The organism is Grimontia sp. AD028, from assembly GCF_000973155.1.
Classification (GTDB): domain Bacteria; phylum Pseudomonadota; class Gammaproteobacteria; order Enterobacterales; family Vibrionaceae; genus Enterovibrio; species Enterovibrio indicus.
Window position 1 is genome coordinate 1 of sequence record NZ_LASY01000004.1, and the last position, 18,358, is coordinate 18,358.

Here is an 18,358-nt window from a genome sequence, read left to right on the forward strand (position 1 = left end):
GCCAGTCAAACTCGCTGAATGCTGCATCTTTAGGTTGTTTGGGTATATAAACAACCCGAAGTTGCTTGGATATATCCCTATTCTCTCTCCATCCCAAGCCGTTTCGTTATATTATCTGCGACAATATACTCGATTATCTCTAGCTGATACACGCCATGAAAACCACGTTAGACATTGCTGGACAAACGTTTGCACTCCACCGCTATCCTATTCAGAAGAACGAAACCCTGCAGGCATGGGATGCAGCAGATGAATACCTGATCGAGGAACTTGAGAACAGTGTGTTACCAGACAACGCACACATCTTGATTTTCAATGATGGTTTTGGGGCATTGAGCTGCTGGGCAATTCAGAAAGGATATCGTGTCACCATGGTGAGCGACTCCCATTTAGCCCAGTTAAGCACCGAGCAAAACCTCAAAGGTAATAACCTTGAAGGCGTCGATATCCTTTCATCTTTAACGCCTCTGCCGGTCGATGCCGATATCATCGTGATGAAGCTGCCAAAATATACCCGTTTTCTGGTGTGGCAACTCCAGCAGATTTCACATTCTGCGCGGATGAATGTTCAAGTATTAGCGGGTGCAAAAGCCAAAGACATCCATACATCAACACTTAAGCTGTTTGAAAAACACCTTGGTGCTACCCGTACCTCGCTCGCTAAGAAAAAAGCGCGATTGATTTTCTGTCAGAAAGAAAAGCAGCTTGAATCAGCGCCGGTTGAAACGACTTCTTTTGACGTTCCCGATTACAAAATGACACTGCAAAATCATGCCAACGTGTTTTCGTCGGAAAGTTTGGATATCGCCGCTTACCTCATGCTTGAACATATTCCTGAAGACCAAGGGATTAAGCACATCATCGATCTGGGTTGTGGGAACGGGGTACTTTCTGTGGAAGCTGCCCGTCGCAATCCACAGGCAATCATCACAGCTGTGGACGAAAGTCACATGGCAGTGGCGTCAGCATCTGCAAACTTGCTCAGTCATGGTATTAAACCAGAACGCATAAATTGCAGAGTGGACAACTGTCTGGAAGGTTTCGAACCAAACAGCGCTGACCTAGTGCTGTGTAACCCTCCATTCCATCAACTCAACACAGTGACAGACCACATTGCGTGGCAAATGTTTTGTGACGCCAGACGGGTTCTTGAACCCAAGGGACGCATTGTAGTGATTGGTAACCGTCACCTCGGCTATCATACTAAATTGAAACGTCTTTTTGGCAATGCACAAGTCATTGCTTCTAATCGTAAGTTTGTTATTGTCGAAGCATATAAACAGCCAGACTCTAAAGGGATGCGTTAACTCATGAAAAAACTTCTGCTTGTTTCCGGACTGGTATTGGGCCTGAGTGCTTGTTCGTCACCCCGCGAACCTCAGATGACAATTGCCCCACAACCTTCTATTTCTTCGGTACCCGTTGCGCAAAGTAAACCTGTTACCGTTGAAAGCCGAGATCTGCGCACAGCTCAGTTTGTGGCAGTGGTAGACAATGGCCGTAAAAATGTGCAGCCAATCCAGGCAACCTCAAACGTTCGCGTGGTACTGGAAGATGCCCTGATCCGTCAACTGAATTCTCAAGGCTACAAAGTGGTTGCCGACAGCAAAGGTAAACTACGCATGGATCTGCTGGACGCACTGGTGAAAGTGGAGCACAGCGTGTTCTCACATACCATGAATACCAATGTTCAAATCCAATTGGTTGCAGATAATGGTCAGAACAAGTTCGTGAAACGCTACACCGGTAAATCAACCACTGAAGGTTCCACCAGCGCGTCTGTTGAAGACATGGAAATGGCCTTGAATAGCCTGCTCGAAGCTGTACTGCAAGACATTGCTCGCGACCAGCAGCTGATGACCTTCATGAATGAGAACTTCTAATGAAAACCGTTTTTAAAACAGCATTATTCGCTGCCACACTATTTGCAGCCAACGCGATGGCAGCGAACCCTGTTGTCAACGTTGAAACCAGCGTGGGTAACTTCAAACTCGAGCTTTACCCAGAAAAAGCACCGAAAAGCGTCGAAAACTTCCTGAAATATGTGGAAGACGGTAGTTACGTGGGTACCCAATTCCACCGAGTAATTCCTGGATTTGTCGCACAAGGCGGTGGCTACGACGCCAAATTCCAGCCTCGTCCAAGCACCTATGGCGAAGTGGTTAACGAGTCCAAAAATGGATTGGGTAACGAACGTGGCACCATCGCTATGGCAAGGCGTCAGGCGCCAGATTCTGCCACTCGACAGTTCTACATTAACCTGCAAAACAACAGTAACTTAGATGGCAACAGCTACAACTATGGTTACACCGTGTTTGGCAAAGTCATCGAGGGTTTTAATACCGTTGAGAAGATGGCAAAGGTTAAAACCGTCACAATCCCTGAAACTCGTATGCGCGATGTTCCCCAGCAACCTATACTTATCGAGAAGATTCTCATTACCAATTAAGTAGCAGGTTGAGAGGGAATGCTAAAACTCGTTGCAGACAATCCCGAACAAAACAATGATGAGCTCGCCGGTGAACATGTTCGACAACATGCACCGGCTTTTGCTGCAGACGTCATTCGCTATGTCTTGCAGCAAGCTTCCTATGAAGATCTCAAACTTTCCTGCCGAAACCAGTTTCTTGAATGGTGGCAACTCTCTATTTCTGGAGGCTCTCCGGAAGATGATTACGAATCCGTTTATTGGTACCTGTTGTACATGATCGAGTCGCGCCGCGAAGATGAATTACGCGGGAACAGATTTGTGAACCAACGTCTCAAAGAATGCGCTTGTTATCTGATCAATAAAGGAAAACTACCGCGTTTTGCGCGTGGCATTCGTCCTTGAAGCACGGTAGCATGGGGTTACCTATGCACATAACAAGGACGTACATTCATGTCCCCTTCTTCTCACCCTACCTGGCGGGAAACGCTAAACAGCTATCTTGACCGCAGGCTCCTTTGGGTTTTCATGTTGGGCTGCGCAAGTGGCTTTCCATGGCTTTTGATCGGTTCAAATATGTCTGGCTGGCTCAAGGATGCGGGCTTAACCAGAACAGCAATCGGCTTATTCGGTTCTATTTTTGCGGTTTACGCGATTAACTGGATGTGGGCGCCACTCATCGACCGCGTGAAACTGCCCATGCTTCACCGAGTATTGGGGCAACGCCGCAGCTGGATTTTCCTGATGCAGGTGATCATGCTGGTCTGTACCCTTTTCATCGCTAATACCGATCCTTCATTCAACCTTTGGCTGACTTCGGTTCTGGCTTTCACCATAGCACTGGCTTCTGCCACCCAAGACATTGCCGTAGATGCTTTCCGTATCGACAGTTTTGGTGAGCAGGAAAAGTCAAAAATGCCGCAGGCTGCCGCCATGGCGGTGATTGGTTGGTGGACAGGTTACAGCCTTCCAGGGTATTTCGCTTTTATCAATGCCGATTCGATAGGCTGGAATGGCGTTTACTATGGTATGGCAGGTTTTATCGGGCTACTCATCTTATTTACCCTGTTTGTTGGTGAGCCAGATTCACAACGCGACGAACTCCAGGCAGAAGCAGAGTCCCGTTACGCCAAGCGTTTAAATCAAGGTGAAAACAGTGTTCTGGTGTGGTTCTCCGTCACCATCGTTGAGCCTTTTGCTGAGTTCTTCCGACGCAATGGCGTGAAAGTCGCGCTCACGCTTCTTCTCTTTGTATTCCTGTTTAAGATTGGTGAGGCCTTCTTAGGGCGTATGTCGATCGTCTTTTACAAAGAAGTGGGGTTCAGCAATGAACAGATTGGCTATTACTCTAAGCTGATCGGCTGGGGAGCCACTGTTGTTTTCACTTTGATTGGCAGCGCGATTAACGTTCGCTTCGGCGTCGTTAAAGGGCTTCTGATTGGTGGCATTGCCATGGCTGCCAGTAACCTTATGTTTGCCCTGATGGCACAGGTTGGACCGAATGAGAACCTTTTCCTGGCAACCATTATCGTCGATAACTTTACCAGTGCATTTGCAACCATTGCCTTTGTATCCTTCCTGACTTTCCTTACAGGCAGGGCGTTCTCCGCAACCCAATATGCTTTGCTGGCGTCTCTGGGCAATCTGGGGAGGACAACCCTCTCGTCCTTCAGTGGCTCACTAGTCGACTGGATTGAACAGTTTGAATGGATTCACAACATCAGCTGGCTTGATCCTTGGTCCTTCTTCTTCATCCTCACCACTATCATGGTCATTCCAAGCCTTGCCATGATTGTTGGACTCAGAAAGCACTTTAAAAAGCTGCAAGACATGCAGGAAACCGCTTAATCTGTGTTTAATCCGCGACAATTGTCGCGGATTTCATTCACCTACTCTGTTTAAACCGCCCTGTAGATCATCTTTTGAAACACTTATCTCTAATGTAATCCATTTCAACGCGATCTAAATCACATTTAGCAAACGATTGCGATTTCATTGCATTTTCTTTTTTGAACTTTCCCATAGAATGGCGCTCGTTACGGCGGAGGTCCAACCAATTAAGGTCCAGTGCCGCTCCTTTCTCACGATGTTAAGAGAACAGAAAATGCGTAAATCACTTCTAGCTCTAGGCCTAATGGCTGCTACTTCTGCACCAGCAATTGCTGCTGATTACTCAGACGACGTTCGCAAGAATGATCACACATGGATGCAATTCAATGTGATGCACACCATCGACGAGAAGCCTGGTGATGCAAACCACACCTACCTAGAAATGGAGTTCGGTGGCCGCTCTGGTATTTTCGATCTGTATGGTTATGTTGACCTGTTTAACCCTAGCAATAGCTCAAGCAGTGAGAAAGACGGCGCTGATCGCCTGTTCATGAAATTTAACCCACGTATGTCTATCGATGCTGCTACTGGTGTTGATCTGTCTTTTGGCCCAGTTCAAGAGCTGTACATTGCAAGCGAAAACATCATTGATGGTGGCGATGCGGGTTACAAAACTAAGTGGGGTATCGGTTCTGACGTAATGGTACCTTGGTTTGGCAAAATGCAGTTCAACCTGTATGCGCGTCACGACCTACAAAACCACGAATGGAACGGTTACCAAATCTCAACTAACTGGTTTAAACCTTTCATTAACTTCGAAAATGGTTCATTCATTTCTTACCAAGGTTACCTAGACTACGAGTTCGGTATGGATGACAACAATGGTGCAAACTCAAGCCACGGTGGCGCGATGTTCAATGGCATCTACTGGCATGTTGACAACTTCGCTCTTGGTTATGGCCTGAAGCTGTACAAAGACGTGTACGGTATTGAAGATAGCGCTGGATTCCCATCTTCTGGTGCGGGTCACTACTTTGCAGCTACCTATAAGTTCTAACCAAAGAGCTTAAAGCGCCGGTATTTAAGAACACTCTTAAATCAGATTTATATGAGGCAGCCACTTTGGCTGCCTTTTTACTTTTCAGCGTTCGGCTCTTGTATCAACAGTGGTATGCTTTCAGCCAGTTAAACAATAAGGATGAAGCATGCGCTTTACGCTTGTCGGTGCCGGTGCGGTCGGTGCGTTATGGGGTTTAAAACTACTTGAAGCTGGGCATCAGGTTCATTTTGTCACCCGCAAAGAAGAGTCTGACATCACGCTGGGATTCGAACATCAGAGTCCACTGATTTTTCCCTGCAACCAATCCGCTCGCATTGAAGAAAGCGACTGTGTTCTGGTTTGCGTCAAAGCCTTCCAGGTGCTGGATGCCATCCATCTTATACAGCGTTATCTTCATCCAGATACCCCAGTAGTCTTGATGCACAACGGCATGGGTACAGCTGATGCTGTTCTTCAAACACTGGACACAAACCCTCTCGTACTTGCCACGACCTCCCACGGCGCTTTAAAGCTCTCTCCATCGGTATTACGACATACTGGCCTTGGGGAAACACGCCTAGGTGGTGCGAATGTCAGTGGAAAACAGTGTGACTTTCTTGCTGACGTTTTCAGCCATGCTCTACCCAGTGCTCAATGGGAAAAAGAAATTCAGACAGCGCTTTGGCGGAAACTGGCCGTCAATTGTATGATCAATCCTATGACTGCACTGCGTCAGTGTCAGAATGGCGAGTTGCTTTCTGATAACTTGCGAGAGCAGCTAAACACATTAAGTGAAGAGATCGCTTTGGTCATGCAAGCCGAAGGATTGAACATCGCATCGGGTGACGTCTTACAACACGCATTACAGGTCGCGAAAGCCACCGCAGAAAACCACTCTTCGATGAACCGGGACGTGCACTTCAAACGTCACTCGGAAATAGACTTTATTACCGGCTACCTTATCAGCCGAGCAGAATCACACGATATAGCGGTACCGGAAAACCGGGCGCTGTATCAAGCCATCAAGAATTTGGAGCAATCCTATGACCACGCCTAGCGTATTGGTGTGCCTAGCCCAAGGCACAGAAGAAATGGAAGCCGTCACTGTTATTGACGTTATGGTACGTGCTGGATTTAACGTCACCACTGCAAGTGCTGCAGAAAATGGTGAGCTCACTTTGACGTGTTCACGTGGTGTAAAACTGACAGCAGACATTCCACTGGTCAAAGTTGCCGATGAAGAGTTTGACTGCATTGTTGTGCCGGGCGGCGTCGAAGGCGCTAGAGGCTTGGGAGAAAGTGCATTGGTTGTTGAAATGATTAAGCAGCAGCAGTGTGACCAGAAATGGGTAGCGGCAATCTGTGCGGCGCCTGCTTTGGTGATTGAGAAGAATCAGCTGTTCCCAGACGCCTATAAAACCTGCCACCCAGCATTTATAGACCATATTCCGGCAGATAAGCAGAACAGCCGTCGGGTCTTCACTGATCACGACCACAAACTGATCACCAGCCAAGGTCCGGGCACTGCGTTGGAGTTTGCTATTGAGATTGTTTACTTGCTGGCAGGCAAAGACAAAGCCCGAGAAGTCGTAGAACCAATGGTGATTATTCCTAACCTCCATTACGAAAAGAAGTTCGCATAATACTGCACCTTCAGGTTGTTTGGATAAACCACAAAAAAACCGACCTCGAAAGGTCGGTTTTTGTTTCTAAGTCTTGTCGCTGCACTTTCTCGGTTCAGCCTTACGGACGGTATACCTTCACGTTCGCATAGCCATTTTCCTGAAGGTAGAGAGCCTGCAGCCTGCTCATCACGCCGCGATCACAGTAGAGCAGATAAGTTTTACTCTGATCCAGATCGCCGAACTTGGTCGCCAGTCTGAAGAATGGAATGTGAACCACTTCCGCACCATCAATTTCCAGTGGTTTCTCATCTTCTTCTTCAGGGCTACGGATATCCAGCACCACGGCACCGTTAGCAATTTCGTCCACCAGTTCAACGTCTGGTGCTTTTTCTTTACTCTGCTTGCCGATATCTCGGATATCAATGATTCGCGCGTCGTAAACCACTTTATCCAGAATGCTGAAATCAAAGTTCGCTTCTTCTGCTTCTAACTTCGCTTTTTCCGCTTTGATGGTCGGTTTACGCGAAATCACGCCGCAGTATTCCGGCATAGTTTTCGCAAAATCTTCGGTGCCGATATCGCGCGCAAGATTGATGATGTCTTCTTTGTCCCAGTTGATCAAAGGACGCAGGATTAAGGTGTCAGATACGTTATCGATCATGCGGAGGTTGGTCAGCGTCTGGCTTGATACCTGACCCAGTGCTTCACCCGTGATCAATGCCTGAATACCATATTTCTCTGCGACCATTGATGCTGCGCGCATGAACATACGCTTCAATATCACACCCATTTGACCGTCATCCACTTTTTCTAGGATTTCAGCGACAACAGGTTCGAAGTCGATAGAGACAAACTTCACCTTGGCAGAAGAACCAAATTTCTCCCAAAGATAGTGCGCAGTCTGCTGAACACCAATCTCATGCGCCGCACCACCAAGATTGAAGAAACAGTAATGCACCTTACTACCGCGTTTGATGTGCAGATAACTGGAAACACCAGAATCGAAACCGCCTGAAATCAGACTCAGCACATCTTCCTGTGTGCCCAGAGGGAAACCACCCAGACCTTTGAAACGCTCACGAACCACATTAACGTTTTCTTTGTCTACTTCCAGGTGCACGACGATGTCAGGCTTTTTCAGCTGAACACGGGCTGATTCAACATCTTGGTTCAAACCACCACCGACGTAACGCTCTACATCTATGGAAGTGAAGTCATGATTGCCACGACGTTTGGCACGCACACAGAAAGACTTGCCTTCCAACTGATGTGCTACCGTCGCTGAAACGATTTCATAGATGTTGTGCAAATCAGTAAATGGCGTTTGCTCAACTTCCAGCACATGGTGAATACCCGGCGTGTTGGTCAATACACTCAGTGCAATATCACGCTCAGCCGCGTCTTTTAGCGAAACCTCAATATGATCACGACGGTTGAACACCGACATAGCGTCTGACTTTCGCTTAAGAATATTTCGGATGTTAGTTTCCAGAATTTTCGTGAAGCGTTTCCGTACAGATTCACTTTTGACCATCACCTCAGGGTGAATTTTGACGATAAATTTCATAACAGGTTTCGCTACGGCTTTAACAAAGGCGCGGATTATACCTCAAGCATAACGTATTCGAAATAACCACACAGAAGTGAGAACAAAAAAGGCAGCGCCATTGCACTGCCTTCTGTAAGGGCTTCAAACCATCAGTTTTCCTGAATAGGTTGAACTGGAGCACTGGTAGAAATCTCGTCAGATTCCTTAGGTTTACCCTGCATAATCGCAATTTCAACGCGGCGGTTTTGAGCGCGACCTTCCGGCGTATCATTCGGTACGCGCGGTGAAGAACCCGCCAAGCCTTCAACCCGCATTCTCATTGGGTCGAAGCCATCGACTTTTTCCATCTCCTGAGCGACGGACACCGCTCGTTGTGCAGACAGATCCCAGTTTGAACGATACAGTTCGGAATCGAGAGGGGAATTGTCGGTGTGGCCGGAAACACGAACCACCCCTGGTACGTCCTTCACCAAATCAGCGATCTGGCGTACCAGAGGCCGGAATTTAGGCTGAAGAAAAGCAGAGCCTGCTGGGAATGCACCGTTTTCGCGAATACGTATAATCAGTTGCTGACCAAGGTTTTCCACCTCAACAGCGCCCTCTTCCACTTCACGTTCAAGCGCCTGCACGACCATTTGGGCAGTGCTCGACATTTGTTCGGTGTTCTGCTCTTGCTCCTGCATGGAAGCTTCGCTTGCCGTCGAGCCCCCATCCAATTTTGCTGAATCTCGCTGGGAGCCACCTGCACGATCGGATTCGCCCTCTTGGAAATCGAGGGTACGCTGCGTCATATCGATAGTTTGCTGCATGATGACTTCAATCGGCGTTGGCTCAGGACGACCCGGACGGAACTCCTGCGCGATCACACTGGTCCCTTTCGGAATGTCTTTGACTTCCAGAAGGTTCTGTACACCAAAAGCGAATTTCATCGAGCCTGCGATCTGCTTGAACTTCAACACATCCATTTCCGAGAACGAAAGCAGGAGTACGAAGAAACACATCAGCAGTGACATCAAGTCAGCGAAAGTCCCCATCCAAGCGGGTAGCCCGGGGGGGGGACATTTGCATTCATCATCCATACCCGACTCCTTATCCGTCTACGTCAACAGTACGTTTCTTCTCGTTGAGGTAGTTTTTCAGGTAGCCGTCAATAACACGCGGGTTCTGACCATCCTGTATTGCCAACAAACCGTCCATGATTAGACGACGGTTCATTTTCTCCTGGTCTTTACGCAGGCGAAGCTTTGCCGCAATAGGAATCGCGATCATGTTCGCGAGCATGGCGCCGTAGAGTGTTGTCAAAAGTGCTACCGCCATCGCAGGACCGATCGCCTTTGGGTCATCCATGTTTGAAAGCATGGCTACCAGACCGATCAGCGTACCGATCATCCCCATCGCCGGGGCAACGTCCGCAAGTGCGCTGTAGAACTGCGCGCCACTGTCGTGTCGTTCATCGGTCATGACAATGTCTTTTTGGAGCGTCATTTTCACGACTTCAGCATCATGGCCATCTACCAGCATATCGACGCCTTTTTTCATGAAGGAATTGGTCACTTCCATCTCTTCAAGTGCCAGGAAGCCACCTTTACGCGCCGCATCCGCCATCTCTACGATTTTGGCAATGAGGTCTTCCGGATCATCGGCTTTAAACATGAAAGCCTTGCCTGCGATTTTAAATGCGCCGAAGAACTGACCCATGGTGTAGTTCATCAATACAACAAACAAGCTGCCGCCGAAAACGATCAGAGTAGATGGAACGTCTACGAACATACTGATGGTGCCACCAAGCAACATCGCCATGACGATGAAGGCAAAGGCGCCCAAAATACCTAGAAGTGTCGCCAGATCCACGGAACGATCCCCTTAAATTTTTTACTAGCCAGAAAGAGTAGTGACGTATCCCCAAGCAACCTGAATCAGCAGGTTATTAAACCGCTTGAGTATGACTGAATTCGCTGTCTGCCCTTCCGTTAACGGCAGATGTAGCGATAGATTTAGCGCGTACTTTAAATTTTATACCCTTCTCATCTCAAGATGCAGATTTTCCTCTCAAGATTAAGCTCAATGTCCGATTTCGTGAATCAGAGTTGAGCCCACTATTGGCTGACAGAATATTGCCGCCGCCCAATAAATAGGCAAAAATCAGGCCTAAATCGTCGCTAACCCCTGAAAATCTCCGCGGCAGCGCAGATTTTTACTCAAGCGTTTGACCCCTAACAGGCGCTGGGTTAACTTCTCCGCCATTCTGATAGTTCTGGATTTATCATGGCTGCTAAGAAACCTGAGAACATGACCTTTGAAGAGACCCTCAAAGAGTTAGACACGATTGTTAATGGCCTTGAAAGTGGTGATTTGCCGCTGGATGCGGCGCTAAAACAATTTGAACGCGGGATCTCTCTGGCTCGTCAGGGACAAAAAACGCTCTCTGATGCCGAGCAACGCGTCGAGATCCTGCTCGCGCAAGATGACAACGCCCCTTTGGAAAATTTTGAAGACACGCGCGATGAGTGATACCGCTTTAACGTCCACCCTCATTCATTACCAAAACCGCAGCAATGCGCAGCTCTCCCACTGGCTCGACAGTTTGGGGAATGACGACCAGCCTCTGATTCAAGCAATGAAGCATGGCGCTTTGCTGGGTGGTAAACGCGTTCGTCCTTACCTGACATACGTGACAGGTAAGCTGTTTGGCGTTTCTGAAGAAGCGCTGGATACTCCCGCTGCCGCCATAGAGTGTATTCACGCTTATTCCCTTATCCACGACGATTTACCGGCAATGGATGATGACGCTTTGCGTCGAGGTCAACCAACCTGCCACGTCGCCTTTGATGAGGCCAGTGCCATTCTTGCGGGCGACGCTCTGCAAACATTGGCTTTTACCATTCTCGCAGAAGGTGATCTTTCGTCAGAAGGTGACGCGTACCGTATCCAGATGGTCAAAGAACTGGCAGCTGCATCTGGTGCAGCGGGCATGTGTCTTGGTCAGGCGCTGGATCTTGCAGCGGAAGGAAAGAAAGTCGATCTCGAAGCACTCGAAACGATTCACCGCAATAAAACAGGTGCTCTTATCCGTTGCGCGGTCCGCCTGGGTGCATTGGCGGCAGGCGAGAAAGGCGTAACATATCTTTCACAACTGGATACATTTTCCAACGCCATCGGCCTTGCGTTTCAGGTGCAGGATGACATTCTAGACATCATCAGCGACACCGAAACCCTTGGAAAACCACAAGGTTCCGATCTCGAAGCGGAAAAAAGCACCTACCCGGCCTTGCTGGGATTGGAGGGCGCACAGCAGAAAGCTGAGCTTCTTTACCAAGAAGCACTACAAGCCCTGCAAGCGATCCCCTACAATACAGAGCAATTGGAACTGTTCGCCCGGTATATCATCGAGCGCAAGAATTAAAACAAATAGCGCCATAAAACGAATATATGACTCTCGATATTTCTAAATACCCAACGCTCGCACTGGCAGACATGCCTGACGAACTCAGAACGCTACCACGCGACGTTCTGCCGAAGCTGTGCGACGAGCTAAGAACATATCTGCTCAACTCCGTGAGCCATTCAAGCGGCCACTTTGCATCTGGCCTTGGTGCCATTGAGCTAACCGTGGCGCTTCACTATGTTTACAACACCCCATTTGATCATCTGATCTGGGATGTTGGCCATCAGGCATACCCTCACAAGATCCTGACCGGTCGCCGTGAGCGCCTGACGACTATCCGCCAAAAAGACGGGCTTCACCCTTTCCCCTGGCGTGAAGAAAGCGAATATGACGTGCTTTCTGTCGGCCATAGTTCCACTTCCATCAGTGCCGCTTTGGGGCTTGCGATTGCCGCCGCCAAAGAAGGTCGTGATCGCAAAGTAGTCTCTGTGATTGGTGACGGCGCAATCACCGCAGGCATGGCTTTTGAAGCCATGAACCATGCAGGTGATGTTCATGCCGATATGCTGGTGATTCTGAATGACAACGAAATGTCGATTTCAGAAAATGTCGGTGCGCTCAATAACCACCTGGCTCAACTGCTTTCGGGCAATTTCTACACCTCCATCCGTGAAGGCGGCAAGAAAGTGCTGTCCGGCGCACCACCGATTAAAGAGCTGGTTCGCCGCGCGGAAGAGCACCTGAAAGGCATGGTGGTACCGGGCACTCTGTTTGAAGAGCTGGGTTTTAACTATATTGGTCCTGTTGATGGCCATGATGTTGAAGAGCTGGTTAAAACCATCAAGAACATGCGAAACCTCAAAGGCCCGCAGTTCTTGCATGTCATGACTAAAAAAGGCAAAGGTTACGAGCCTGCGGAGAAAGATCCGATTGGCTATCACGCCGTGCCTAAGTTCAACCCGGCTGAAAATACTCTGCCAAAAGCCAAATCATCCGGCCCAACTTTCTCCAAAATCTTTGGTGATTGGTTGTGTGACATGGCGGCAGAGGACGAAAAGCTACTGGCGATCACCCCTGCCATGCGCGAAGGCTCAGGCATGGTTCGATTCTCCAAAGAATTCCCAGACCGCTACTTCGACGTCGCGATTGCTGAGCAGCATGCGGTTACCCTTGGTACCGGCATGGCGATTGGTGGCTACAACCCAGTGGTTGCGATTTACTCCACCTTCCTGCAACGCGGTTATGACCAACTGATCCACGATGTCGCTATCATGGACTTGCCTGTGATGTTCGCGATTGACCGTGGTGGATTGGTTGGTGCAGACGGTCAGACTCACCAAGGTGCATTCGATCTCAGCTTCATGCGCTGTATCCCGAACATGGTGATCATGGCGCCGAGTGACGAAAACGAGTGTCGCCAAATGCTGTACACCGGTCATCTTCATCAGGGCCCAAGTGCTGTTCGTTATCCTCGTGGCACAGGTTGCGGCGCGACCGTTGAAAAAGCCATGAGCGCATTGCCAATCGGTAAAGGTGTAGTTCGCCGTCAGGGCGAGAAAATTGCCATTCTGAACTTTGGCACCATGATGCCTTACGCACTGCAAGCGGCAGAAAACCTGAATGCTACCGTTGCAGATATGCGTTTCGTGAAGCCATTGGATGAAGCCCTTATCGACGAACTGGTCGCATCTCATGATGTGCTTGTCACGGTCGAAGAGAATGCGATTTCCGGCGGTGCCGGTTCTGGTGTGATTGAATACTTGATGAAGTCCCGCCAAATCAAGCCAGTACTGCAAATCGGCCTACCGGATAAGTTTATTCATCAAGGCACACAGCAAGAACTTCACGAAGAGTTGGAGATCGATGGCAAAGGCATTGAGGCCCAAATCCGACGTTATCTTGGCGAATAAATGCAAGGCCAAAGACTCTCGTTATTCTCATCAAAACGGCGCTTTCAGCGCCGTTTTCTTTTCTAAGTTTCACACCGCTCACATTCACCAACGAAAACACGCACCATCTCACATTTGAGACTACGCTTATTGGGTTGCTTAAAACTGTTATATCAATTGGTTAGTGTCATGGCGGTAAGGAAATGAAAAGAACCTATTTACTCATTCTCGGCTTTTGTCTGGGCTTTTTTATCTTTCCTGGTTCAGCGAGTGAAAACACACCCCGCGTTGCCTATCTGGTATCCGATGCGCGGATCCCTTTTTGGGACATTTTAAAGCGTGGCATAGTCCATCGTGGGGAGGAACTGGGTTTTGAGGTTGATGTTTACTCGGCGGAAAACAGCAAACAACAAGAACTGAAAAACACCATGAAAGCGCTGAAATCAGGGATTAGTGGGCTCATCATCTCCCCGACCAATTCCTCAAGTGCGGTGACTATTCTAAAACTCGCTAAAAAAGCCGGTGTTCCTGTGGTGATTGCTGATATTGGAGCCGATGATGGCGATTACATCAGTTACATCGCCTCGGATAACTTCACTGGTGCTTATGATTTGGGCTTGATCCTGTCTGAAGCATTCACCTCACGAGGCTGGCAAGACGCCACTGTTGGCATCATCTCAATTCCACAAAAACGCGAGAATGGCCGGGCAAGAACCCAAGGATTCCTCCGAGCCATCGACGAAAAAGGTTACCGGTCGGCGGGTCTCAAACAGCAAGTCGATTTCTCTTATCAAGAAACCTATGATCACGCGATTGCCCTTATCGAAGCCAATCCCGACCTTAAAGGGCTGTGGTTACAAGGTTCAGATCGCTATCAGGCAGCACTTGATGCCATCAGGGATGCAGGCAAGAAAGGCAAAATCCTATTGCTCTGCTTTGATGCTGAGCCAGAATTCCCCTCCATGCTTGAAAACAGAAAGTTGGTCGGTGCTGGTATGCAACAGCCTTTTTTAATGGGCGAGATGGCCATCTCCACCCTTCAAAAGCACCTGCAAGGAAAGCCGGTCAAGAAGACCATTTCTTTGCCTGTGTTAGCTGTGTCAGAAACCAACGTTGATTCTCTGATGCCGCAAATCAGGCGAAACGTTCTGGGGATGGAAGACAGTCGATGACGGGTAAACCTTCTCGTAAAGGTTCACTGTTTACTCACCTGGCGATCGCTATCTGTGTCGCCGTGATTGCTGTTTTCTCTTTATCCTCGGTGCTGGTTTATCTCGATCAGCGACGTGAAACCGTCACCTACATGGAAGAAAAGGTACAAGAAAGTACAGAGCGTCTCACCGAAACCATTGCCCCTTTTGTGGAATCCTACGCCCCGAATGAATACAGCAACCTCATTCGTGCTGAAGCCCGTCTTCATGACCTCTATGCGGTATTGGTGCATGACAGAGCAATGGCGAACGTTCTCGGCCAAACCGAATACGTTTATGGCTATATTCGCAATGAGAAAGGAGAGCTCGTTACCTACAACGACGATATTCCGCTGCACAGTAAGCTTTTAGAAAACACCATGTTTTCACGCTCTGCCTCCATTCTCACTAAAGAAGGAGAAATGCTTGGCAATATCGTGATCCACATGTCTGATGAGCAACTGAGAAAGAACCTGACGCAACAACTGCGGCAAACTGTTGCCTCCTCCATCGTTGCTGGTACGGTTCTCATCAGTCTTCTGCTGTACTTCTCTAACCGCTTTTTCGTCAAACCACTCGAAGACATCGCGGAGGCCATCAGCACCCGTGATATGAGTGGTATTCCCGTCGCGCATATTCCTGATTTCGCGAACAAAGAGCTCTCCTCCCTCAGCACCACCATGAACAATATGATAAGCCTCATCCGTCACTCCCATAACTCGCTGAGCCTGGAACATTCACGACTCCAAAACGTGATTGAAGGTACCCGGACGGGCACTTGGGAATGGGATGTGGTCAGCGGATATATTACCTATAACGGCGCATGGTCAGATATTTTGGGCTGGGATTTAGAGGCACTCAATGGGCCGCCAAATCAGGACTGGAAGCATTTTATCCACCCCGAAGACAAATCACTTTCTGAGCAACAACTCGCCAAGCTTTTTGCTCGGGAGCAAGACTATTACGACTGCGATATCCGCCTCAGGCATTTTTCAGGGCAATGGGTCCACGTATTGGCCAGAGGTAAAATTGTAGAATGGGATGAGCAAGGCCGCCCGCTCAAAGTGCTGGGAACCCATCAGGATATTACTGCCCATAAGAAAGCCGAAGAGAACCTGAAACTGGCCGCCAAAGTCTTCACCCATGCCAGAGAGGGTATCATCATAGCCGACAGCCAAACCCGAATTATTGAAGTGAACGAAGCGTTTTGCCGCATCACAGGTTATTCACTGGGCGAAGTGAAGGGTAAAAACCCGAGCGTTTTGCAATCGGGCAAGCAGGATGGAAAGTTCTACAAGGATATGTGGCGCTCACTTGAGAAAAAGGGGCACTGGAGTGGTGAAATTTGGAACCGACGCAAAGATGGCGAAAGGTATCCAGAACTTCTTACCATCAGCGCGGTGACAGATGAAATGGGGAACCCAATCAACTATGTCGCTGTCTTTTCTGACATCACAGCCTACAAGGAACACGAACACAAACTGGAGAAGATTGCGCATTTCGACCAGCTAACCGAACTGCCTAACCGTCTGCTTTTGGGGGACCGACTGAAACATGCCATGAAGCAGGCCAAGCGCCACAAGCAATTCATCGCTGTCATTTTCCTCGACCTTGATGGCTTCAAACCCGTCAATGATACCTATGGTCATGAAGTGGGAGACCTTTTACTTCAGCAACTCGCCATTCGGATGAAAAAAGTCCTCAGGGACAGCGACACCATCGCCCGGATTGGTGGTGATGAGTTTGTCGCCGTCTTAGCTGATCTACAGTCGCCAGAGTGCTGTCAGCCCCTGCTCCCCCGCCTCTTGGCCGCCACTTCAGAACCGATGGAGGTCAATGGCAACTTGGTTCAGGTATCGGCGAGCTTTGGTATCACCACCTATCCGCAGTCCGAGGATGTGAACTCAGACAAACTGTTGAGACAGGCTGACTACGCGATGTATCAGGCCAAGCTCAAAGGCAAACGGCGTTACCACTTCTTTGATGCTGATTTAGAGAAAAGCCTGAAAAGTCAGAACGAAAAACTCAGCCAGATCACCAATGCCATTGATAACGGCGAACTCTTGCTCCGATATCAACCCAAGGTAAACCTCCGAACCGGTGAGTTGATTGGCTTTGAAGCATTGATCCGTTGGCAGCACCCAAGCAAGGGCGAGCTCACTCCAATTGAGTTCATTCCTCAAATCGAGAACCTTGCCTTGATTATCGATGTCGGCAACTGGGTGATTGATACCGCTCTGGCAGAGTTGGTTTACTGGCAGGAAAACGGACTGAGTACCACGGTGAGCGTCAACCTCGCCCCTCACCATCTACTGCAAAAAGACTTCATCCATCACCTCCGTTTACGACTTGCCCGCTATCCTCAAATCAAGGCCGAGCAGTTAGAATTGGAGATCTTAGAGACCAGCGCATTTGAAGATTTTGAAGCCGTTTCTGAAGTCATTTGCCAGTGCCGGAAGCTCGGCGTCGCACTTGCAATTGATGACTTTGGTACAGGCTACGCCTCCCTTACCTATCTGAAACAGCTGCCCGCACAGACACTCAAAATAGACAGAAGTTTTATCCGGGATATGCTGATTGACCCTGATGATTTAGCCATTTTGGAAGGTGTGATATCACTGGCGAACACCTTCAACCGCCAAGTGCTGGCAGAAGGGGTGGAAACGAAAGAGCAGGCTCAGATGCTAGTCTGGCTGGGCTGCGATCTTGGGCAAGGGTTCGGCATTGCCAAACCTATGATCAGGGAAGAGGTTATTGGCTGGGTAGATAACTGGCACCCCGACCCAAGTTGGTGTGAAGTGCCAACATTGAACGACGCGCTCCGTCCTGCGGTTGAAACAATGGCTCAAAACCGCTCGCGAATTGAGCGGCTTCGTCAGTACCTCAACCATAGTGAGAGCGATTGATTCCAGTCGCGAAAAGCTTTCAATCCTGTCAGTTAAACAAGAAGGTATAACCTGCCCAAAGCGTTACCATCGACATCAGGCCAGCGACTACATCATCCAGCATAATGCCAAAGCCGCCATGAACTTGCTTATCCAGCCAGCTGATAGGCCAGGGTTTGACCATGTCAAAGAAACGGAAAATGATAAATCCAGCCAGCACAACCTGCCAATCAGTCACAGGGACAAGGAACATGGTGATCCAAAAGCCAACAAACTCATCCCAGACAATACTGCCATGATCGTGCACGCCCATATCATTGGAGGTACGTTCGCAAAGGTAAATCCCTACCAACGAACCCAACACAATAGCGATTGCCAATGCGATAGGAGACAAGCTCACAAGTAAATAATAAAACGGCACCGCAGCCAAGGTGCCCATGGTGCCAGGTACTATGGGAGAAAGGCCGGAGCCAAAGCCTGTTGCCAAAAGATGAACAGGATTGGAAAGACGAATTTTACTAATTGGATTATCCATACA

17 protein-coding genes are annotated in these 18,358 nt (G+C 48.8%); 13 read left to right on the forward strand and 4 right to left on the reverse strand.

Annotation, left to right across the window (positions count from 1 at the left end; all coding sequences use genetic code 11):
- The first annotated feature begins 155 nt into the window (after positions 1–155).
- The 8 genes from RN22_RS00820 (at position 156) to RN22_RS00855 (ending at position 6,940) form a co-directional block, all read left to right on the forward strand.
- Positions 156–1,307 (forward strand): methyltransferase, encoded by a 1,152-nt coding sequence (locus RN22_RS00820; protein ID WP_046302712.1) that lies wholly within the window; start codon positions 156–158, stop codon positions 1,305–1,307.
- Positions 1,308–1,310: 3 nt separating this feature from the next.
- Positions 1,311–1,883 carry a YajG family lipoprotein gene (locus tag RN22_RS00825; RefSeq protein WP_002537032.1) on the forward strand — a complete coding sequence of 191 codons (573 nt, stop codon included), beginning with the start codon at positions 1,311–1,313 and terminating at the stop codon, positions 1,881–1,883.
- Positions 1,883–2,449 (forward strand): peptidylprolyl isomerase, encoded by a 567-nt coding sequence (locus RN22_RS00830; RefSeq protein ID WP_046302713.1) that lies wholly within the window; start codon positions 1,883–1,885, stop codon positions 2,447–2,449. The genes RN22_RS00825 and RN22_RS00830 overlap by 1 nt, the downstream gene beginning before the upstream one ends.
- Positions 2,450–2,467: 18 nt before the next feature.
- The gene (locus RN22_RS00835; protein ID WP_002537029.1) at positions 2,468–2,833 is read left to right on the forward strand and encodes a hypothetical protein; all 366 of its coding nucleotides are present in this window, start codon (positions 2,468–2,470) and stop codon (positions 2,831–2,833) included.
- A 48-nt stretch (positions 2,834–2,881) separates the two neighbouring features.
- Entirely contained in the window at positions 2,882–4,276 is a 1,395-nt protein-coding gene (locus RN22_RS00840) for an MFS transporter (protein WP_046302714.1), read from the forward strand.
- 256 nt (positions 4,277–4,532) lie between these two features.
- Positions 4,533–5,315 (forward strand): outer membrane protein OmpK, encoded by a 783-nt coding sequence (locus RN22_RS00845; protein ID WP_039849697.1) that lies wholly within the window; start codon positions 4,533–4,535, stop codon positions 5,313–5,315.
- A gap of 148 nt (positions 5,316–5,463) precedes the next feature.
- A complete protein-coding gene (locus RN22_RS00850; protein ID WP_046302715.1) occupies positions 5,464–6,354 on the forward strand; it encodes a 2-dehydropantoate 2-reductase in 891 nt (296 codons plus the stop codon).
- A complete protein-coding gene (locus RN22_RS00855) occupies positions 6,341–6,940 on the forward strand; it encodes a DJ-1 family glyoxalase III (protein WP_046302716.1) in 600 nt (199 codons plus the stop codon). Before RN22_RS00850 ends, RN22_RS00855 begins: the two co-directional genes overlap by 14 nt.
- Before the next feature lie 100 nt (positions 6,941–7,040).
- Here RN22_RS00855 and thiI read toward each other — a convergent pair whose 3' ends face one another.
- The 3 genes from thiI to pomA form a co-directional block, all read right to left on the reverse strand.
- The gene (thiI, locus tag RN22_RS00860) at positions 7,041–8,489 is read right to left on the reverse strand and encodes a tRNA uracil 4-sulfurtransferase ThiI (RefSeq protein ID WP_046302717.1); all 1,449 of its coding nucleotides are present in this window, start codon (positions 8,487–8,489) and stop codon (positions 7,041–7,043) included.
- A 131-nt stretch (positions 8,490–8,620) separates the two neighbouring features.
- Positions 8,621–9,550: a flagellar motor protein MotB gene (locus RN22_RS00865; RefSeq protein WP_039849695.1), complete on the reverse strand. Its 930-nt coding sequence runs from the start codon at positions 9,548–9,550 to the stop codon at positions 8,621–8,623.
- A gap of 10 nt (positions 9,551–9,560) precedes the next feature.
- Positions 9,561–10,322, reverse strand: coding sequence for a flagellar motor protein PomA (gene pomA, locus RN22_RS00870; protein ID WP_002537012.1), 762 nt, complete (start codon positions 10,320–10,322; stop codon positions 9,561–9,563).
- A 414-nt stretch (positions 10,323–10,736) separates the two neighbouring features.
- On the opposite strand from pomA, the gene xseB reads away from it, so the two are divergent.
- The 5 genes from xseB to RN22_RS00895 all read left to right on the forward strand — a co-directional run bounded on the left by xseB (position 10,737) and on the right by RN22_RS00895 (position 17,841).
- Complete coding sequence (gene xseB, locus RN22_RS00875; protein WP_002537010.1) at positions 10,737–10,982, forward strand: exodeoxyribonuclease VII small subunit; 246 nt, start codon at positions 10,737–10,739, stop codon at positions 10,980–10,982.
- A complete protein-coding gene (gene ispA, locus RN22_RS00880; protein ID WP_046302718.1) occupies positions 10,975–11,874 on the forward strand; it encodes a (2E,6E)-farnesyl diphosphate synthase in 900 nt (299 codons plus the stop codon). Before xseB ends, ispA begins: the two co-directional genes overlap by 8 nt.
- Positions 11,875–11,900: 26 nt before the next feature.
- Positions 11,901–13,766: a 1-deoxy-D-xylulose-5-phosphate synthase gene (gene dxs / locus RN22_RS00885; protein ID WP_046302719.1), complete on the forward strand. Its 1,866-nt coding sequence runs from the start codon at positions 11,901–11,903 to the stop codon at positions 13,764–13,766.
- A 182-nt stretch (positions 13,767–13,948) separates the two neighbouring features.
- Positions 13,949–14,917 (forward strand): substrate-binding domain-containing protein, encoded by a 969-nt coding sequence (locus RN22_RS00890; protein WP_046302720.1) that lies wholly within the window; start codon positions 13,949–13,951, stop codon positions 14,915–14,917.
- A complete protein-coding gene (locus RN22_RS00895; protein ID WP_046302721.1) occupies positions 14,914–17,841 on the forward strand; it encodes a GGDEF domain-containing phosphodiesterase in 2,928 nt (975 codons plus the stop codon). The genes RN22_RS00890 and RN22_RS00895 overlap by 4 nt, the downstream gene beginning before the upstream one ends.
- Positions 17,842–17,869: 28 nt before the next feature.
- On the opposite strand, the gene pgpA is transcribed toward RN22_RS00895, so the two are convergent.
- Complete coding sequence (gene pgpA / locus RN22_RS00900; RefSeq protein WP_046302722.1) at positions 17,870–18,355, reverse strand: phosphatidylglycerophosphatase A; 486 nt, start codon at positions 18,353–18,355, stop codon at positions 17,870–17,872.
- Between the last annotated feature and the right edge of the window lie 3 nt (positions 18,356–18,358).

Excerpts from the sequence above, each read along its gene's own strand:
- RN22_RS00820 (WP_046302712.1), top strand. The coding sequence starts at position 156 with ATGAAAACCACGTTAGACATTGCTGGACAAACGTTTGCACTCCACCGC.
- RN22_RS00825 (WP_002537032.1), top strand. The coding sequence starts at position 1,311 with ATGAAAAAACTTCTGCTTGTTTCCGGACTGGTATTGGGCCTGAGTGCT.
- RN22_RS00830 (WP_046302713.1), top strand. The coding sequence starts at position 1,883 with ATGAAAACCGTTTTTAAAACAGCATTATTCGCTGCCACACTATTTGCA.
- RN22_RS00835 (WP_002537029.1), top strand. The coding sequence starts at position 2,468 with ATGCTAAAACTCGTTGCAGACAATCCCGAACAAAACAATGATGAGCTC.
- RN22_RS00840 (WP_046302714.1), top strand. The coding sequence starts at position 2,882 with ATGTCCCCTTCTTCTCACCCTACCTGGCGGGAAACGCTAAACAGCTAT.
- RN22_RS00845 (WP_039849697.1), top strand. The coding sequence starts at position 4,533 with ATGCGTAAATCACTTCTAGCTCTAGGCCTAATGGCTGCTACTTCTGCA.
- RN22_RS00850 (WP_046302715.1), top strand. The coding sequence starts at position 5,464 with ATGCGCTTTACGCTTGTCGGTGCCGGTGCGGTCGGTGCGTTATGGGGT.
- RN22_RS00855 (WP_046302716.1), top strand. The coding sequence starts at position 6,341 with ATGACCACGCCTAGCGTATTGGTGTGCCTAGCCCAAGGCACAGAAGAA.
- thiI (WP_046302717.1), bottom strand. The coding sequence starts at position 8,489 with ATGAAATTTATCGTCAAAATTCACCCTGAGGTGATGGTCAAAAGTGAA.
- RN22_RS00865 (WP_039849695.1), bottom strand. The coding sequence starts at position 9,550 with ATGGATGATGAATGCAAATGTCCCCCCCCCGGGCTACCCGCTTGGATG.
- xseB (WP_002537010.1), top strand. The coding sequence starts at position 10,737 with ATGGCTGCTAAGAAACCTGAGAACATGACCTTTGAAGAGACCCTCAAA.
- ispA (WP_046302718.1), top strand. The coding sequence starts at position 10,975 with ATGAGTGATACCGCTTTAACGTCCACCCTCATTCATTACCAAAACCGC.
- dxs (WP_046302719.1), top strand. The coding sequence starts at position 11,901 with ATGACTCTCGATATTTCTAAATACCCAACGCTCGCACTGGCAGACATG.
- RN22_RS00890 (WP_046302720.1), top strand. The coding sequence starts at position 13,949 with ATGAAAAGAACCTATTTACTCATTCTCGGCTTTTGTCTGGGCTTTTTT.
- RN22_RS00895 (WP_046302721.1), top strand. The coding sequence starts at position 14,914 with ATGACGGGTAAACCTTCTCGTAAAGGTTCACTGTTTACTCACCTGGCG.
- pgpA (WP_046302722.1), bottom strand. The coding sequence starts at position 18,355 with ATGGATAATCCAATTAGTAAAATTCGTCTTTCCAATCCTGTTCATCTT.